The 17647-nt window shown below is 44.9% G+C and carries 16 protein-coding genes; 8 read left to right on the forward strand and 8 right to left on the reverse strand.

Annotation, left to right across the window (positions count from 1 at the left end):
* Nucleotides 1-9: 9 nt before the first annotated feature.
* Nucleotides 10-273: a DUF6520 family protein gene (locus tag AC59IL_RS00945; protein ID WP_496550186.1), complete on the reverse strand. Its 264-nt coding sequence runs from the start codon at nucleotides 271-273 to the stop codon at nucleotides 10-12.
* A 599-nt stretch (nucleotides 274-872) separates the two neighbouring features.
* Between AC59IL_RS00945 and AC59IL_RS00950 the strand changes: the two genes are divergently transcribed.
* Together AC59IL_RS00950 and AC59IL_RS00955 are read left to right on the forward strand one after the other, a co-directional pair.
* Entirely contained in the window at nucleotides 873-1205 is a 333-nt protein-coding gene (locus tag AC59IL_RS00950) for a hypothetical protein (protein ID WP_496550187.1), read from the forward strand.
* A gap of 147 nt (nucleotides 1206-1352) precedes the next feature.
* The gene (locus tag AC59IL_RS00955; protein ID WP_496550188.1) at nucleotides 1353-1658 is read left to right on the forward strand and encodes a hypothetical protein; all 306 of its coding nucleotides are present in this window, start codon (nucleotides 1353-1355) and stop codon (nucleotides 1656-1658) included.
* A gap of 99 nt (nucleotides 1659-1757) precedes the next feature.
* On the opposite strand, the gene AC59IL_RS00960 is transcribed toward AC59IL_RS00955, so the two are convergent.
* The 7 genes from AC59IL_RS00960 to AC59IL_RS00990 all read right to left on the reverse strand — a co-directional run bounded on the left by AC59IL_RS00960 (nucleotide 1758) and on the right by AC59IL_RS00990 (nucleotide 10148).
* Nucleotides 1758-2483 (reverse strand): esterase family protein, encoded by a 726-nt coding sequence (locus AC59IL_RS00960; RefSeq protein ID WP_496550189.1) that lies wholly within the window; start codon nucleotides 2481-2483, stop codon nucleotides 1758-1760.
* Nucleotides 2484-2534: 51 nt separating this feature from the next.
* A complete protein-coding gene (locus AC59IL_RS00965) occupies nucleotides 2535-3260 on the reverse strand; it encodes a GDSL-type esterase/lipase family protein (RefSeq protein ID WP_496550190.1) in 726 nt (241 codons plus the stop codon).
* A gap of 68 nt (nucleotides 3261-3328) precedes the next feature.
* Nucleotides 3329-3706: a GerW family sporulation protein gene (locus tag AC59IL_RS00970; RefSeq protein ID WP_496550191.1), complete on the reverse strand. Its 378-nt coding sequence runs from the start codon at nucleotides 3704-3706 to the stop codon at nucleotides 3329-3331.
* Nucleotides 3707-3743: 37 nt separating this feature from the next.
* Nucleotides 3744-4253: a hypothetical protein gene (locus tag AC59IL_RS00975; protein ID WP_496550192.1), complete on the reverse strand. Its 510-nt coding sequence runs from the start codon at nucleotides 4251-4253 to the stop codon at nucleotides 3744-3746.
* A gap of 88 nt (nucleotides 4254-4341) precedes the next feature.
* Nucleotides 4342-5643, reverse strand: a complete 1302-nt coding sequence (locus AC59IL_RS00980) for a TolC family protein (RefSeq protein WP_496550193.1) — start codon at nucleotides 5641-5643, stop codon at nucleotides 4342-4344.
* Between the two features lie 267 nt (nucleotides 5644-5910).
* Nucleotides 5911-8991 (reverse strand): efflux RND transporter permease subunit, encoded by a 3081-nt coding sequence (locus AC59IL_RS00985; RefSeq protein WP_496550194.1) that lies wholly within the window; start codon nucleotides 8989-8991, stop codon nucleotides 5911-5913.
* A gap of 146 nt (nucleotides 8992-9137) precedes the next feature.
* Complete coding sequence (locus AC59IL_RS00990; RefSeq protein ID WP_496550195.1) at nucleotides 9138-10148, reverse strand: efflux RND transporter periplasmic adaptor subunit; 1011 nt, start codon at nucleotides 10146-10148, stop codon at nucleotides 9138-9140.
* A gap of 457 nt (nucleotides 10149-10605) precedes the next feature.
* Between AC59IL_RS00990 and AC59IL_RS00995 the strand changes: the two genes are divergently transcribed.
* The 6 genes from AC59IL_RS00995 (at nucleotide 10606) to AC59IL_RS01020 (ending at nucleotide 17634) form a co-directional block, all read left to right on the forward strand.
* Nucleotides 10606-11391 carry an HpcH/HpaI aldolase family protein gene (locus AC59IL_RS00995; protein ID WP_496550196.1) on the forward strand — a complete coding sequence of 262 codons (786 nt, stop codon included), beginning with the start codon at nucleotides 10606-10608 and terminating at the stop codon, nucleotides 11389-11391.
* Nucleotides 11388-12854, forward strand: coding sequence for a GntP family permease (locus AC59IL_RS01000; RefSeq protein ID WP_496550197.1), 1467 nt, complete (start codon nucleotides 11388-11390; stop codon nucleotides 12852-12854). The genes AC59IL_RS00995 and AC59IL_RS01000 overlap by 4 nt, the downstream gene beginning before the upstream one ends.
* Before the next feature lie 204 nt (nucleotides 12855-13058).
* A complete protein-coding gene (locus tag AC59IL_RS01005) occupies nucleotides 13059-13934 on the forward strand; it encodes a 2-hydroxy-3-oxopropionate reductase (protein ID WP_496550198.1) in 876 nt (291 codons plus the stop codon).
* A 99-nt stretch (nucleotides 13935-14033) separates the two neighbouring features.
* Nucleotides 14034-15338, forward strand: a complete 1305-nt coding sequence (locus AC59IL_RS01010) for an enolase C-terminal domain-like protein (protein WP_496550199.1) — start codon at nucleotides 14034-14036, stop codon at nucleotides 15336-15338.
* Between the two features lie 403 nt (nucleotides 15339-15741).
* Nucleotides 15742-16707, forward strand: a complete 966-nt coding sequence (locus AC59IL_RS01015) for an LpoB-related protein (protein WP_496550200.1) — start codon at nucleotides 15742-15744, stop codon at nucleotides 16705-16707.
* A gap of 15 nt (nucleotides 16708-16722) precedes the next feature.
* Nucleotides 16723-17634 (forward strand): DUF6175 family protein, encoded by a 912-nt coding sequence (locus AC59IL_RS01020; RefSeq protein ID WP_496550201.1) that lies wholly within the window; start codon nucleotides 16723-16725, stop codon nucleotides 17632-17634.
* Nucleotides 17635-17647 lie beyond the last annotated feature (13 nt).

The following is a 17647-nucleotide window of genomic DNA, read 5'->3' on the forward strand; positions in this document are numbered from 1 at the left end:
AAACCAGGTTTACCAAATAGGTGTATAGTACCCTGTTCGGCATGGAACATAATAGTTAGGTTGTTCAGCAGGATTAGGCCGCCAGTATGTACACGTACCAATTGTTCCATCACAGGTGTATTCTTCGCCAAACACACCTGCCAGATAATAGTAATTACCACTACGATAATACTGTGTGTAAGCTTCACAGGTTTGGCAGGGCGCCGTGGCAAATGAGCCACCTATTGCAATTGTGATGGCTAATAACACCAATGCAATTTTGATTTTTTTCATACAGAAATTTTTAACGTTAATGATATACCTACTCTTTTATACAGGTTTTCGGTTTTCCCTGATAGATATAATACCATGCGGAGGCATGCAAAAAATCAGTTAAACTGTTAACGGCTTAACAGCTTGAAAAATCGCCAAACACATGCTTCATCATTAACGTTAGACAGAAAATCGAACCGCTTTCATAAGCGATAAAGAACCAGTGCGGATATATGAGGGAACAGATAAATCAATTGCGTTTATCTGTGAATAAAGTTAACTATAAAATATATTTTAAAAAAATAATAAGAAATGCGCTTATACCCCAATAAAACCTGTATCTTATGTATTAATAAAGTACCTTACACTTACTGCCATGAACATTAAAGTTTTTACGGCTAAATTGATCTAAATAATCTGATCACTAAAAGTGCCTGATTTTACCCGTAAACGACCATTAACATTCGCGCCCCGCCTTTTCGATTTGTTAACCCGATCTGGTTCGCCGTCATAAACAGGTATCCCCATATCGTCTTCATTGCATAAAAAATTGTAATTTCCATTGTTCATACGGGTAATTTGCCCGTTATTAGCCTTAACCATTAAACGTACTGATCTGCATGGCTAAAAAAAAACGTATTGCTGCCAAAAAAACTGCCGGCGCAAAAAAGAAAAGCGCCGCACCCAAAAAGAACAATGCCCAACATAACGGGGCCCTTAAAATTAAAAAGGGAGCCGCTTCCCAAAAAAACACAACCGGGCGTCTGGTGATCCATACCCGTGACATAACAAAAATTATGGGTATCAATATCCGAACCGCCCAACGCCTGCTCAGGACTATTAAAGATTCCCTGGGCCGCGCAAAAGATGAATATGTGTCGGTAAAGGAATTTTCGAAGTATGTACATCTCGATGAAAAAGATGTGCAAGCGAACCTGGTTGAGAGCCGGTAGTTGCTCCCGTTTATTTTATTTATTACTGCTGTTAAAACAACCTGCCGGAATAAAATAATGCCGGTTGTAATTGTTTTGATATGGAAGATCTGTTTAATTTTCGAATTTGAAACCTTTGACTATAATTGCATAATTGCAAACCCGCTTATGGCTTTAGATTTTCACCGGCTCGACAACAACCAATACTTATTTGGACTTGACGACACCTGGTACAATCAACTTGCAGACATATTTGAAACCTACAGGCATTGGACAGGCATTTCTATTGACCCGTACGGTGATACGCAGCTAACCACGGAAAACCAAAGTACTTTAATCAAAATTATTGATGACTATATTAAGAAAACAGACTTGAACCAGAACAAACTAAAAACTGTAGCTATTCTGGAGTTCAGAGGTTTGATGTCATTCTTTTCAAACAGTAATTGTGACCTTAAACTTAAAGGTGACTAAATGATTTGCACTGTTTATTACAGGGTTGTAAGATTATTTAATCAAAGTCATGAAATAAAAGATCTCTTTTTTCTCCTTCTACTCTTTTTAGCTCTTAGCCTACAAATACAGCTGCACCATTTTTCGCCAGTGACGCGGGCGATGGGCTTCATCGTCCCATATGAACAAGGAATGATTGATACTCTTACTGGTGAGTGCCGCGCTTAAATGTTTGTTGTTCTCGAAAAACGGGTCTTCCTTCCCAACGGCCAGCGTTATATCCATTTTACGAATATTGTCAAGAATGGCTCCGTCGGCTAAATTGGGCATATACATGCTGGGCATGTTATAATAAATATTCTGATCGATATAGCCATTAAAAAGGTCGGGGAAAGTATTGGCCGATAAAGTGAGGTCGTACCGGGCGCTCATGGCCACCACCTTGTTAAAATATTGGGGATATTTGAAAGCGATATTAACCGCATGATAACCGCCTAAACTGCAACCTGCGGCGGTGAGCCATTTGAAATTATTGCGGAAAATGATCAGTGGCAGCACTTCCTGCAAAATATACCGTTCATACTGCAGGTGCCGCCTGATTTTATCAGACGGCGGAATATGCGCATAAAAACTTTCGGCATCAACACTATCTACACAAAACAATTGTAAAAACCCCTGCTCTATTTTATCCTGCAGCGATTCCACGATCTTCCAATTCTCATAATCGTAAAAGCGCGCCGTTCGGGTGGGAAAGAAAAGCACCGACGCTCCGGCATGACCGAAAACAAGCAGTTCCATGTGCCTGTACAATGAAGGACTAAACCACTTATAATATTTTCGGATCATTACATCTCAAATGACTGGGAAAAACAGCAAAAGGCTGGCTTATTGCTGTTACTAAATTTTAAACTTTTGCTCAAAATGCTGCAACAGCACTTCTTTCCACAAAAGATAACCCTTTTGACTCAAATGCAAACCATCTGATTCAAAAAGTTCCCTCACCGGATGTCCGTTTGCATCGAGCATGCGGTCGAATATGTTCACATAATGGTAATGATCCCCCGCTTTTTGAATGGCTTCGCCGATCAGCTTATTGGTATAGCGAATCTGGTTCACCATATTCCATCGCGAAAGACTGGGTTTTATTGAGATGAAGGTGAACGGAACGCCGGGAAACCGCTGATCGAGACAAATCAGCAGCTGGCGGAAAAAAATGTACACTTCTTCAGCGGTTCGTCCGTCGCCCAGGTCGTTATCTCCGGCATAACAAACAATATGTTTGGGCGAATAGGGCTGCATAATGCGTTCAAAGAACCATACACAGGCGGCAAGCGTGGCGCCCCCAAACCCCAGATTTACCGGGTTAAAAGGCTTAAAGTCATCGTACAATCCCTGCCACAGGCGGATGGAGGAACTTCCATAAAAAATAGTTTCAGGCGTGTAGGGTAATTTGCCTGTTAACGCTTCCAGTTTTTTAACGTCGTTTTCGTACCAGATCATTAGCTGTTGTTTGCTGACTAATTTCGAGCCCGCCTGTTGCGTTGCGGCGGCGTATTTTCCGGCCGAAATTAAGATAATTACGATGGTTTGATGGGTAAATTGTTTAATGGGTATAATATGCACAAAGCCGTGCCACGGTTCCCCTTCGACTTCACTCAGGACCGTGGCACGGCTAATTAAACAGGTTGTTCCTATAAAGTTGCTCCCGCTTTCTTGCGGTCGATCATTTTTTCCATGAGGTCGGGCACTTTATCAAATACGGCGCTCAGGCCTTTGCTGGTTTTTGTTGAAAGGAAAGATATCTGATCGCCACGGGTTACCAGAAAGCCGATCGGTTCAACCCCCATTCCACCACCGGCGCCGCCACCGGTACCTTCGCCCTGGCCTTTGCCATCCTGGCGGCCTGTTCCTTCTCCCCCGCCGTAGCCAACACCCATGCCGAATTTAATAACGGGCACACAGGTGAATTCGCCTAACTGGAACGATTGTCCCACAACAGTTTCAGTCTTTGCTTCTGTTTTTAAAAGCTCGGTAAGTTGTTTTACCGTTTCATCGAGATTAAATGGCATAACAATGATATTTTACGGTTAACAAATATTGAATTGCTTATCTGCGCAGATAAGCCACTAACATTTTCCATACCTGGTTGCGGATGCGGATGAAAAAGTAGTTTTCATTGGTGAAGCTGATCATCAGGTGACCATATAAGGCAGGATAAAAAGTAAAAGGATACAGCTGCGCGTTTTTTGTATAATCGCCGGTATCGATCGATAGCTGCCATTGCTGCACGGTACAGCTTCGCAGTACTTGCCATCCTTTTTGCAGTTTTCGCAGGAGCTTTTTTCGATGAGCGGGTTTTGTTTTCTTTGTTTTCTTTTCAGCCGGCTTTTTCTTTTTGGATGTTATTGCCGCCAGCCTGAAAGTATGTCTGTAAAACGGCACCTGCACATACAACAGCCATTCCTGCTGATACCGGATCGTACACCGCCCAAGGGATACCCATCGCAGGTTGGCTTCCGGTACTCTTGTATCGATTTCAATATATACCGGTGCGGTTAACAACCAAACAATAAACAGGCTTATGAGTAATATGATGATGATTATTACAAGTGCCACTGTTTAAAGTTCCGTAGATAAACAGAAAATAAAAATGAGGAGAATCAGGCTATTATATGACACATGTATTTTGCTGCAATGTCTTTGGCTAATACGTCATCTGATTGGCATATCGTTTTAACTGCAGTTCGGCCACCTTGGCGGCAAAACTGGTATTGATGAGCAGGTAGCCTGCATTCTCGAAACTCTGCTGGGCATTTTTGATGTCTACAATAGTGGCCTGCCGCAACTGAAACCGTTGCATGGCAAGGTTCAATAATTTTTGCGACAATTCGTAATTGGCCTTTACTGTTTCGAGCTGCTGCAGGTTGTTGTTGTAGGCCTGCCAGCTCTTCACTGCATTGGCGGTATAATTCTGCACCAGCGTGTCTTTCACCAGCCCGGCATTTTTTATGTTGATGTCGGCCACTTCCTGTTGCTTTTTGTAAATATTGCCGTTAAACAATGGTATGCTCACACCAACGCCGGCAAATGGGCCATAGCTCTGGTTCAGCAGCGAAAAGCCGGCAGCATTTTTTGTATGACTGAAATTATAGCCGCCGTTTACACTCAATGAAGGATAGCGTAGCGCAGCAGTTTCCTTTGCAATAAACTGGTTGATTATTACCTGTTGACCGGCTGCCACTATATCGGGGTTATTACGAACGGCATCGATCACCGATGCCAGCGTAATGCTTTTATCAACCAGAATGGTATCGTTGACAACAATGCTCGAATCGGGATTTAAAGTAAGCAGGGTTAGCAGATCGGTTTTATCCTGGTCAATCACCAGTTGCTGGGCCTGCAGGTTTTGTATCTGAGTGTTCAGGTCAACCTGCGCCTGAAACAGATCGGCATTATTGGCCATGCCCACATTCTGCTGCGTTTGCACCACGGTTAGTTTTTGCTTCGATACTTCAATAGATTGCTGCAGTGTTTTGGCATAGTTCTGTTGCCTGATCACATCGTAATATCGCAGCATTACACTATACACCAGCAACAGCGCCCGGGAACTTAACTGCTGCCGGCTTTGTAAGGCCGCGATGCCCAACCTTTGTTTGGCAGTCGTTACACGTCCGCCATTGTACACCAGCATCGAAGCGGTTATACCGGCACTGAGGTTGTTCGATGCGGCATTATTGCTGGTTTTATTATTGGCGGCATTGGCGTATTCCTGTTTCAGACTGCTCACTTGCTCCACATCGGAACCGGTAGCGGTAACTACCGGCAATCCGCCTGCTATACCATAACTGTTATTGATATTCGCGATATTAATATTGTTGTTCGCTATTTGTATGCCGAGGTTGTTCTTCAATGCCGTTGCTACCGCGTCGTGCAGCGTTAAAGGCCCCTGCGCCAGCAACGCAGCGGGAAATAATAAAAACAAAATGTGATGTATGATGTGTTTCATAAGTTGTTATTTATATTTCTCGCAAAGGCGCTAAGCCGCAAAGATGAACGCTTCAAGATCTGTAAGAACGCTAAGAAAAAACCTTAGTGCCTTTGCGCGAACCTTATTTTTCAATCCTGAGCGGAGCCGAAGGGCTCCATCTCCTGTTTAACCACTTTTTTGAAGCCGTGCCACGGTTCTAAACCGTGGCACGGCTATAATACCTGTAACAAGATTAAAATCGCACAGTATGATTCACCGAAAGAACTACAAACCATAAACCTCAAACTACAAACTGCTATGCGCCTTATGTTTACCTGATACATACGTGTACACAGCCGGTATTACAAACAGGGTAAGTATCAGCGAAAACATAATCCCTCCTACCACTACAATACCCAATGGAATACGGCTGGTTGAAGCAGCGCCCAAACTCAATGCAATGGGCAATGCTCCCAGTGAGGTAGCCAAACTGGTCATTAAAATAGGACGCAATCGTTGCGAAGCAGCCTCTATCACCGCTTCTTTTTTAAGCATGCCCGTTTCGCGTTTCTGATTGGTAAATTCAACAATGAGGATACCATTTTTGGTAACCAGCCCGATGAGCATGATCATGCCTATTTCGGAAAAAATATTCAGGGTTTGATGAAATGCCCAAAGGCTCAGCAGCGCGCCTGCCAATGCCAGCGGCACGGTAAGCATAATGGTAAACGGATCGATAAAGCTTTCGAACTGGGCCGATAAAACGAGATAGATTAATATCAATGCCAGCACAAACGCAAACAGAATGTTCGACGAGCTTTCGGCATAGTCGCGCGATGGACCGGTCAATGCCGTTTGAAAACCGGGATCGAGCATTTTATCGGCAATGCCCTGCATAACCTTAATGCCATCACCAATGGTTTTTCCGGGCGCCAGCGATGCAGAGATCACTGCATCTTTATACCGGTTAAAATGAAACAGGTTCGAAGGACTGCTGCTGGTTTCAACATGCACTACAGCATCGAGCGGTATCATTTGTCCCGATGAATTGCGCACATACATCTTGCTGATGTCGGTGGGTTCGTTGCGCTCCCCTCTTTCAACCTGCGCAATTACATAATACTGATAGCCGTTCATTATAAAATACGCCAGTCGGCCTCCGCTGAATGCTGCCTGCATGGCATTGATTACATCGTAGGTACTCAGACCGAGGTCTTTTATCTTCATGCGGTCGAAGCTTACCTGCAGTTCGGGCTTATTGAATTTGAGGTTCACATCTACATTCGAAAAGGTTTTATCTTTTCGTGCTGCATCTAAAAATTTCGGTATTACCTGTTTCAGTTTATTCAGGTCCTGGTTTTGTAATACGAACTGAATGGGCAACCCTGTTTTTGAACCTGATCCTACTGCTATGGTTTGCTCCTGTATGGCAAAAATTTGCGCATCATTAAATCGTCGTAATTTTTTCTGCAGGTCGGTGGTGATCTGGTCCTGACTGCGGGTTCGTAAAGCCGGCGCTACCAGTCCTAACCGCGGCTGCGACGAATTGATGGTTTGCGCCGGGGTGCGGGCAAACACAAAATCCCGTTCGGGCACTGAGTCGTACAGGTAGTTGGCTATGGCATCGGTGGCTTTTTGGGTAGCGCTGTAACTCGATCCTTCGGGCAGGGTAACGGTAAAGCGTACGCTGCTTCGGTCTTCGAGCGGCGCAATTTCGCTGGGCATGCTGCGCATAATAAGCAGGATCATCAGTCCGCACACCGCAATGATCACCCAGGCCAGCCAGCGCACTTTCATAAACCCTGTCAGTAACCGCTGATAACCGTTTTCCATAGCTCTGAAAAAGGGCTCGGTTCTTTCGTAAAACTTTCCGTGGCGGGCCTCCCCCTGCCCCCCTCCGGTGGAGGGGGAACGCCGGGTAAGGTATACGTTCAGCACAGGTGTAATGGTGAGCGATACAAATGCCGAGATCAATACCGCTGCGGCCAGCACCACGCCAAATTCCCTGAAAAGGCGCCCTGTAAAACCCTGTAAAAACACCACGGGCATAAATACCACCGCCAACGTAAGGGAGGTAGATATAACGGCAAAGAATATTTCCTTACTGCCTTCCAGCGCCGCCTTGTGTATCGACATTCCCTGCTCTATTTTACGGAAGATATTTTCCGTTACCACAATGCCATCGTCTACCACCAGGCCGGTTGCCAGTACTATGCCAAGCAGCGTAAGAATATTGATGGTAAAGCCCGACACATACATGATAAAGAAAGTAGCGATCAGCGAAATGGGGATATCGATCAGCGGCCGCAGGGCGATCAGCCAGTTGCGGAAGAAACAAAAGATCACCAGCACTACCAATGCAAAGGCAATGATGAGGGTTTCTTTTACCTCTGCCAGCGACTGGCGGATGTTTTTGGTATTATCTATCAGCACATGAAATTCAAGATCTGATTTGTTTGATCTTTTTATTTCCCCGAGGCGGCGGTTAAACTCATTGGCAATGGCAATATTATTGGCGCCGGGTTGCGGCACAATGGCCAACCCGATCGCGTATACGCCATCGTACTTCCAGCTTTGTTCCTCAACCTGCGGCCCCAGTTCAACACGGGCAATATCGCCGAGACGCACAATGCCTGTGCTGTCGTCGCGCAGGATCAGGTCGCGAAAATCTTTTTCGGTAGTAAGCCGGCCCAGGGTTTTTATAGTAAGCTCGGTATTGTTGCCATAAATTTTTCCCGGAGGCAGCTCTACATTTTCGTTGTTCATGGCCGTGCTGATATCATTATAGGCAATACCATAACTGTTCATTTTATCCTGGTTCAGCCATATGCGCATCGAATAGCTTTTGTCGCCAAATACGGTTACCGAGCTAACCTCGTCAATGGTTTGCAATTGTTGCTGCAAAACATTGTCGGCATAATCGCTCAGCTCCATCAACCCTTTGGTGCGACTTTGCACAGCAAGAATTAAAATTGGATCCGAATTGGCATCGGCCTTGGTAACTACCGGCGGCGCATCGATATCTAACGGCAAACTTTTGGTGGCCTGGCTCACTTTATCACGAACATCGCTGGCGGCGGCTTCAAGGTCAACGCCAAGGTTAAATTCAACAGTAATTACACTGCTGCCAAGCGTACTGGTTGAAGATATAGTGCGTATACCGGGTATGCCGTTGATCTGTTTTTCGAGCGGTTCCGAGATCTGGCTTTCGATAATATCAGGATTGGCGCCGGTATAACTGGTAGAAACGGTAATAATGGGAGGATCGATTGCCGGATAATCCCTTACCGCCAGATAATAATAACCCACCACGCCAAATAAGATCAGCATGAGGTTCATTACTGCTGCTAACACCGGACGCTTTAACGATAGTTCGGAGATATTCATCTATCAATTTGAAAATTTGAAAATGAGTTAATTTGAAAATGACATGGCAAATTGCTAAAATGGGAATGTGCTATTATGAAAAATGAAGAAATTGTAAGGGAGCGGTGTATTTCACTTTCAAATTTTCAAATTAGCACATTTTCAAATTAATCAATGGTTTTTACACTTCGTACCGTTACAGGAGCTCCGGGGCGGGCAAATAATACGCCGGTTACCACAACGGTATCGCCGGGATTTAATCCACCTGTAATGGCAACATTATTGGCCATGCGCAAACCGGTTTGCACGTTTACAAATGCAGCTTTACCATTTTTTATCACCACCAGCTGGTTGTTCTTATCATCGGGTATAATGGCATTGGAAGGCACCAGCATGGCTTTTGACTGCAGTACGCCCTTCACATACACTTTTACAAAAGCCCCGGGCGATTTATAACCGTTTGGCATTACCGCACGCACTTTTATGTTACGGCTCAGCGCGCTTACCTGCGGCTCGGTGGCAATGATCACTGCTTTTTGTTTAAGGGAGTCTGTTCCGTCGGAAAGCACATCTACAGTGGCACCTTTTTTTATCAGCGAGCTGTATTGTTCGGGCATCATGAAATCGACTTTTGTTTTGTCGACCTGCTGCAGCGTAGCTATAACCGATGTCGGCGACACGTAAGCGCCGGGGCTTACCTGCCGCAATCCTACCACGCCGTTAAAGGGCGCTTTTATGATGGTTTTATTTATCTGGGCCTGTGTATAAGCAATATCGGCCTGTGTGCTTTTCACATTGTTCAGGGCCAGATCATAATCGCTTTGATTGATGCCGTTAATGGCCAGCAGCTGCCGGTCGCGCTCTTCGGTTTTCTGATAAAGATCAAGCAGCACTTTCGACTTCTGCATCTGCGCCTGCAGGTCATCGTCGTATATACGCGCAATGAGTTCGCCCTGCTGTACGCGGGCGCCTTCGGGCACATGCAAATAAGTAATGCGGCCGCTTACCTCGGGATGCAGCTCAACATATTCATTGGCCACAATGCTTCCGGTAGCTTCTACGGTGTTGCTGATGTTTTTTGCATTCGCCACCATTACATCAACAATGGCCGGTTTGCTAACCGTTGCCGCCGATTTTACCGAAGCGGCTTTTCCTTCACAGGCAGTTATGAAAGCCATTATACAGGCAGTGCCTGAACAGTAAAGTATTATTCTTACGAAAGAAATTCTTTTGTTGCACCTATTTTTCACGTGGTTACTTTTTGAGTTTGTTATCTGTGTTCGTGTGCGTTAACAGACGTTAAAATAAAAGCGGGCTGGTTGCAACACGTGGCCGTTAACGATGGATTAGGAAGTGTTAATTAACGGTTAATGGGATAAAGCGGTTAATAGTTTGTGGTTCTTTCGGTGAATCATACTGTGCAATTTTGATCCTGTTTCAATTTTAAGGTGCGGGAGGTAATAATGATTTTCCAAAGCGCGGTAGCAACCACAAACCGCAAACCACAAACAAACACATTTGCGCCTTTGCGAGAAACTAAAGCCAAAAAAGCTAAGCAATGTGTTAGAATCAGATAATTACGTAATTAATATCTGTTTAATTTTAGTTTATCCTTTACCACAGGAAAAAGTCCATATGAAGCATTTAAAGAAACAACTGCAACAGGGCGCCACCCTCCATGGCTGCTGGCTGAATTTAGGAAGTGCGGTGACCGCCGAAATCGTTGGACTATCGGGATTCGACTGGGTGCTGATAGACCTTGAGCATGGCGCAGGCTCCGAAAAGGATGTATACAACCAGCTTCAGGCGCTTGAACATACACCGGCTGCCGCCATTGTGCGTATTGAAAGCAGCCAGCGGCAACGGATACATCGCATACTCGATATGGGCGCCGAAGGCATAATGTGCCCCCGCATTACCAATACGGCCGAAGCTGCCGCCGTAGCCAGCGGATTGCATTATCCGCCCGATGGCACCCGCGGCGTAGCCAAAATGGTACGGGCCACTGCATTCGGACAAAACTTTCAAAACTATTATCAGCAGGCTAAAGAAAATATAGTTGGTATTGTACAGATCGAAACCACCGAAGTGCTCGATCATCTCGATAGCACTGCCGCACTCGATGGCATTGACGTATTGTTTATCGGCCCTGCCGATTTAACCATGGCATTAGGCATCTTTGGTCAGTTCGATCATCCGTTATTTATTGATGCAGTAAAGGCAACCGTGAATGCCGCTAATAAAGCAGGTAAGGCAACCGGTATTTTATTTTTTAATCCCGCCGAATATGCCCGGTATCACAACATGGGCATACGCATGATAGCCTGTGGCGCCGATTCCACTTTTGTTGCCGATTCAGCCCGCAACATGGCTAATACATTACAAACTTTTCGACCCTCAGGAAAAACCGGCTTGGCATGACATTATCCTTATTCTTATCAGAGCCTGCAGTTATATTATTTGCGGGTATCGTTATAGTGGCCGGTGGTATCATCGGATTAAAGCTGCATCCATTTCTGGCCCTGTTACTGGGAGCGCTGGTGGTTGCTATTATGACGCCCGTATCGGTTCTTGAACAATATGCCATAAGCAAGGGAGCCACACCGGCAGCCGCCCTTCAGCAGGCGACCCGGAGCGCCGGTGAAAGAGTAGCATTGGAGTTTGGAAATACCTGTTCAAAAATCGGCATCATCATAGCCATGGCAGCCATTATAGGAAAATGCCTGCTCGAAAGCGGAGGCGCAGAACGCATCGTGCGATCGGTATTACGGCTCACCGGTTTAAAAAGAGCACCGGTAGCTTTTTTGGTAAGCAGTTTTTTTGTAGGCATTCCCGTATTCTTTGATGCCGTTATATTACTCATGACGCCGCTGGCGAAAACGATCAGCATGCGACTGGGAAAAAATTATTTGCTGTTCATTCTTACGATCGCAGGCGGGGCAGCCATGGCCAACTCACTGGTGCCGCCGGCCCCGGGGCCATTGTTCCTCGCAGGTGAAATGCATATTGCCATGGGCACCATGATGATCGCCGGTATTTTACTCGGACTGTTTACCATTACAGCAGGTTATTATTATGCCGTATGGGTAAATAAAAAATGGCCTGTTGAATTAAGAGATTCACTCGATGCAAAGCTCGAAGATATCAGATCGGTTTCGTTACAGGAAACCAAACAGCTTCCTCCCCTATGGCTGTCGCTGCTGCCGCTATTAATACCATTGGTGTTCATATGCGCCGATACAGCACTGCATTCAGTACATGGCGGCGATACCGCAACAATATCATCTTCTTTGTTTTTGCAAAACATGGCCGGTATAATAAAATTCCTGGGCGACAGAAATATTGCCCTGGTCACTGGCGCGCTCATTGCATTATTAATACTGGTGGTACACAAAAAAGAAAGCAGGGCCGGATTAAGTTCTTTTGTGCAGGGAGCGGTAATAAGTGCGGGTGGTATTATACTGATCATTGCAGCCGGCGGCGCTTTCGGAGGTATGCTGCAGCAAACGGGCATCAGTCAACGCATTGCCCTGTGGACGAAAGATTATCAGATGGCCCTGATACCAATGGCATTTTTTATCACCGCGATTGTGCGAACAGCGCAGGGTTCGGCCACCGTTGCATTGATAACTGCATCGGGCATTTTATCGGGATTAACGCATAATACCAGTTTGCCTTATCATCCATTGTATTTAGGACTGGCCATTGGCTGCGGATCGAAATTAATTCCGTGGATGAATGATGCCGGTTTCTGGCTTATTTGTAAGATGTCGAACCTTACCGAAAGGGAAACCTTACGGGCGTTTGCGCCTATGCTGCTGGTGATGGGGTTAACAGGGTTAATAATAATCATGATTGCGGCGAAGCTGATGCCGTTGGTGTAATATCGAATAACGAATGTCCAATGATAAATGTCGAAGTTGTTTTTATTTCAGCATTCTACATTTCGATGTAAATATCGAATATCGAATGTCCAATGATAAATGTCGAAGTTGTTTTTATTTCAACATTCTACATTTAATATTCATTATTCGATATTGGTTTAATGCCTTTGCGTGAAATTTTAAATAAAAAAGTGAAGTATCAATATGGAAAAGATTGGATTCATAGGATTAGGCATCATGGGTAAGCCCATGGCATTGCATTTAGTAAAAGCAGGCTACCCGGTATGCGTATTGGAAAAGAACAAAGCTGCCGCCGAACTGGTTGAAGCAGGCGCCAAAGCTTATGCTACCGGTAAGGCCATAGCGCAGGAATGTGATATTATCATAACCATGCTGCCCGATTCGCCCGAAGTGCTGGAAGTAGTTACAGGCGCTGAAGGAATTATAGAAGGTGTACGCTCAGGCAGTTTGTTTATCGATATGAGCACCATTGCGCCTTCGGCTGCCAAAGAAATTTATCGGTTGTTACAACAAAAAGGTGTTGAAGCACTGGATGCCCCCGTATCGGGCGGACAGGTTGGCGCTACATCTGCTTCATTATCTATAATGGTGGGCGGTACTGCTCCTGCGTTTGAACGGGCCCTGCCTTTGTTCAAAGTAATGGGAAAAAATATTGTGCTCATCGGAGAACCGGGCGCCGGCCAAATGACAAAAGCCTGCAATCAGATGATCGTTGGCATGACCATATCGGCCGTTGGCGAAGCCTTTGCCCTGGCGAAAAAAGCAGGTGTTGATCTGGAGAAAATGCGCGAAGTGCTGCTGGGTGGTTTTGCGCAAAGCCGCATTCTCGATTTACATGGTAAAAGAATTATCGACGAAAACTTCACCCCCGGCTTCAAAATAAAACTGCATCGAAAAGATATGAATATCGCCCTGCAGGCCGGAAAAGATTTTTCGGTTCCGTTGTATGGCACGGCACAGGTTAGTGCACATATGGATGCATTGATAGCACAGGGCAAAGGCGAATGGGACCACAGCGCTATCGCATGGCTGATACAACAGTTGTCGGGAATACAATAGATACCGGTTACCGGTTACCAGTTGCCGGATACCGGGAAACAGGAAACTGGTAACAGGAACCCGCACCCTATTATTGCTAAACTCAGGAAACTTATTCAGATGAAAAATATAAAAAGCGCCCGCATCAGGGAAATGATCGTAACACCAATAGCCATCACCGATCCACCCTTACTTAACGCAGCGGGCTTGCACGCACCTTATGCATTACGTACCATTGTTGAGCTGATCACCGATGATAATATTTCGGGCGTTAGCGAAATTCCGGGTAATATAAGCATCAACGAGTCCCTTGAATCGGCCCGTCATATCATTATAGGAAAATCTCCCGTTCAGTTAAACAGCATCGGCCGTGAGCTGGAAAATTATTTTGGTAAGGAAACAGCAGCACAACGCGGCGATACGCCCTGGGATCAGCGAAAGCTGGTGCACATCTTCAGCGCCATTGAAGTAGCCTGTTTAGATATCATAGGTAAAATAACAGGTTTGCCTGTAGTTGACCTGCTGGGCGGAAAGATGCGGGAACGCGTGCCCTTTGCTGCCTATCTTTTTTATAAATATGAAGGCGCCGGAGGCGATCTTGGGTTTAACATCGATGAACAGGCAACCGGATGGAGCGCCGCCCGTCAGGCAAAAGCGCTGGATCCCGAAGGCATCGTACAACAGGCAAAAGCCATGTGTAAAGAATTTGGATTTCGCTCTATAAAATTAAAAGGCGGTGTATTTGAACCTGCGCAGGAAACAGCAGCCATTTTTGCCTTACGCGAAGCCTTTGGTGCGCATATGCCATTACGTATTGACCCGAATGCTTTGTGGACGGTTGAAACCTCCATACAATACGGCCGTAAAATGGAAGGCATTATCGAATACCTCGAAGATCCTACAAGGGGGCAAAAAAATATGTCGATCGTACGGCAGGCGCTTAAAACGCCGCTGGCCACCAATATGTGTACCACTTCATTCGACGATATACCGGCCAGTGTTGCCATAGGCGCTGAAGATATTATTCTGAGCGATCACCATTTCTGGGGTGGCTTAAGAGCCTCCATGGAATTATCGAAGATATGCTCAACATTCGGAAGGCATCTTTCCATGCATTCGAACAGTCATTTGGGCATATCGCTGGCCGCTATGGTGCACCTGGGCGCAGCCCTGCCCCATTTGCTCTACGACCTCGATACGCATTATCCTTGGCAGTCGGACGAAGTGATCACTGCCGGTCGTTTTACGTTTGAAGACGGCGCTGTTGCTGTTCCCTCAGCACCTGGTTTAGGCGTAGAGCTCGACAAACAGGCGCTGGCACGACTGCATCAGAATTATATAAACTGTGGACTGACCAAACGCGATGATGAAACAGAAATGCAAAAAGTAGTACCGGGCTGGAAGTTTGAAGCAGTTCGTTGGTAAATACCCCCATAGCACAACCGCGTTGCATTCACTCAGCCACTTAATTACGCTCAATTTCTTTCTAAAAAAAGGCGGATCACTCCGCCTTTTTTATTTATATCGTCGTTAGTACATACCGTTACGGATATTTGACATTTGGACATCAAGATATAAAATACTACATTTACAATCTCTCGTCCATATTCCTATTAAATCTCCTTCAGTTTCTTCCAACCAAATCGTCATAAACGCCTTAATGAAGGCTATCTGAGAGCATCTGTTAATTTTTACCCGCTTAAGTGAAATCTGTTCCTGGCGTGTTCGGGCACTTTCGTTTTATCTGAATACTAATCTAGGCTCAATTACTGCCAGATATACTGCTATACCTGGAGATAAATAATGTATTAACCACTAAACAACTTATATGAAACAACAACCCCTGTTTTCAAAATTAGTTTTATGCCTTTGCCTTGCAATCAGCTTTCATCAGCTACGTGCCCAGGACCTTCGCGATACCAGAATGGTAGGCACCCTGGCTTTTGCCACTAATAGTTACATGGATTCAATTGCCGCACGTAATATGTATGCAGCCGTTACAAGAATACTTGTGCAAACCAAGCGGTTTACCATACTTGAAATAGACAAATGGAAACTAACCCAGGATGAAATTGAAAGGCAACGTAGTTCAGGTTTTCTGGAAAGTGATATTATTAAGCAGGGTAAAAGTTTGGGTGCGCAGGTGTTGATTGCAGGTTTTGTAAAAAATGCAGAGTTATACCAATATGATGGTAAATATTCAGCACGGGTAGACTATGAGTTAAAATACATTGATGTAGAAACCGGCAAATCCATAGCAGCAGCTTCGTTTACAGGTGATAGCGAAAACATGAATACAAAAGCCCATAAGTTGTCGAACGGCTTGTCGAAGGCCGCTGTCCCTTTGTTTTTTGCTGCCAATAAAAACTGGAAAACAGTTATGCTTTCCAGCGCTGCATTGAACGTTATGTCGGAACAGGAAAAAAATGCTATTAAAGGAAAAACCATTGATGCTATTGAAGAATCAGTTGGCCAGGTAAATGCATGGGTGCACAAAACCTTCAACTTTAGCCTGCTTTTTTTGCAAGCTATGGATGAGGATAAGAAAAAAGGAGTTCAATCAGTATTGGTCGAAGGCGGTGAAGATATTGGTATGAAAAAAGGTTACAAACTGAAAATGGTACTGGTAACCGAAATCGAAACAGCCAAAGGCAAGATCAGGGATGAGGAACCGGTAGCCGAACTTGAAATAGAAGAAGTGCGCGCCGAAACATCCAAATGCAAGGTAACAAGAGGCGGCACACGCATACAGGAAATTGCGCAAAACAAAAACATGCGTATTGTTTTTAACTAAAACAACCATTACTGTATGCTGAATAAATATACCATTCTGGCTGTTTGTTTATGTGCCGGTATTAAAGCCATTGCACAGTCTGCCCTGCCTCCTGTTAACCGCTCACAACTAACCATAATGGTGGTACCTTATACCTCTAAAGGCGAAGATATACTTACCCGCATTGAAAACGATGCCGGTTATAAAGATGCCATTGCCGCCATTAATACCGCCCTGTTAAACATGGGATATAAAGTGCTGGATTTTAAGGAACACATGGATATAATAAATCAGCGAAGGGAAGTTACCAAAGCAACGTCCCAAAGCGATCGCATGAAAAAATATATCGAAGAGGCTCCTGTTGATATAATAATTGAAGCTGAAATAATATGGAGCGATCCGCCCGGCGAACCCACCCACCGACAGGTAAGGGTATTGCTGAAAGCAGTTGATAAATATACCAGCGACGTTTATGCCAATAGCACCACTATACAATCTTACCCACGTGAATTTTCGGGCCTGCCACAAGCCATTGACCACGCATTCACGAAAGATGGCGTTACCCAGTTCAGAACGTTTCTTAAGCAACTGGATATATCATACGCTTCATTGTTAACAGCCGGGCGGCCAATGAAGGTAAAATTTGAAGTGGCCCCCAACGGAAATTTTGATTTAACCAGAAGAATAAGTACAGAACGATTGTCGGATAAAATTATACAGGCTATAAAACAATATGCTTACAAAGGCCAGTATAAAGTGATTGGCGAAACAGAAACATACATAGATTTTGTAGCACAGGTTCCGTTGACAGATGAAAAAGGCAACTCAGTAACACCTACCGAATATTTACGCTATAAAGTAGACCAATACTTGTTTGCATTGGGTTTTGATATGAGATATTCTACACTGGGCGCCTGGATAAATTTCACTTTAAGAAACAGAAATTAATCGTTATGCTTAG

Source organism: Niastella sp. sgz303648, assembly GCF_059587045.1.

Coding starts and splice junctions, on each gene's coding strand:
- AC59IL_RS00960 (WP_496550189.1), bottom strand. CDS start 2,483: ATGATCCGAAAATATTATAAGTGGTTTAGTCCTTCATTGTACAGGCAC.
- AC59IL_RS01000 (WP_496550197.1), top strand. CDS start 11,388: ATGACATTATCCTTATTCTTATCAGAGCCTGCAGTTATATTATTTGCG.
- AC59IL_RS00985 (WP_496550194.1), bottom strand. CDS start 8,991: ATGAATATCTCCGAACTATCGTTAAAGCGTCCGGTGTTAGCAGCAGTA.
- AC59IL_RS01005 (WP_496550198.1), top strand. CDS start 13,059: ATGGAAAAGATTGGATTCATAGGATTAGGCATCATGGGTAAGCCCATG.
- AC59IL_RS00945 (WP_496550186.1), bottom strand. CDS start 273: ATGAAAAAAATCAAAATTGCATTGGTGTTATTAGCCATCACAATTGCA.
- AC59IL_RS01020 (WP_496550201.1), top strand. CDS start 16,723: ATGCTGAATAAATATACCATTCTGGCTGTTTGTTTATGTGCCGGTATT.
- AC59IL_RS01015 (WP_496550200.1), top strand. CDS start 15,742: ATGAAACAACAACCCCTGTTTTCAAAATTAGTTTTATGCCTTTGCCTT.
- AC59IL_RS01010 (WP_496550199.1), top strand. CDS start 14,034: ATGAAAAATATAAAAAGCGCCCGCATCAGGGAAATGATCGTAACACCA.
- AC59IL_RS00950 (WP_496550187.1), top strand. CDS start 873: ATGGCTAAAAAAAAACGTATTGCTGCCAAAAAAACTGCCGGCGCAAAA.
- AC59IL_RS00995 (WP_496550196.1), top strand. CDS start 10,606: ATGAAGCATTTAAAGAAACAACTGCAACAGGGCGCCACCCTCCATGGC.
- AC59IL_RS00970 (WP_496550191.1), bottom strand. CDS start 3,706: ATGCCATTTAATCTCGATGAAACGGTAAAACAACTTACCGAGCTTTTA.
- AC59IL_RS00990 (WP_496550195.1), bottom strand. CDS start 10,148: ATGGCTTTCATAACTGCCTGTGAAGGAAAAGCCGCTTCGGTAAAATCG.
- AC59IL_RS00980 (WP_496550193.1), bottom strand. CDS start 5,643: ATGAAACACATCATACATCACATTTTGTTTTTATTATTTCCCGCTGCG.
- AC59IL_RS00955 (WP_496550188.1), top strand. CDS start 1,353: ATGGCTTTAGATTTTCACCGGCTCGACAACAACCAATACTTATTTGGA.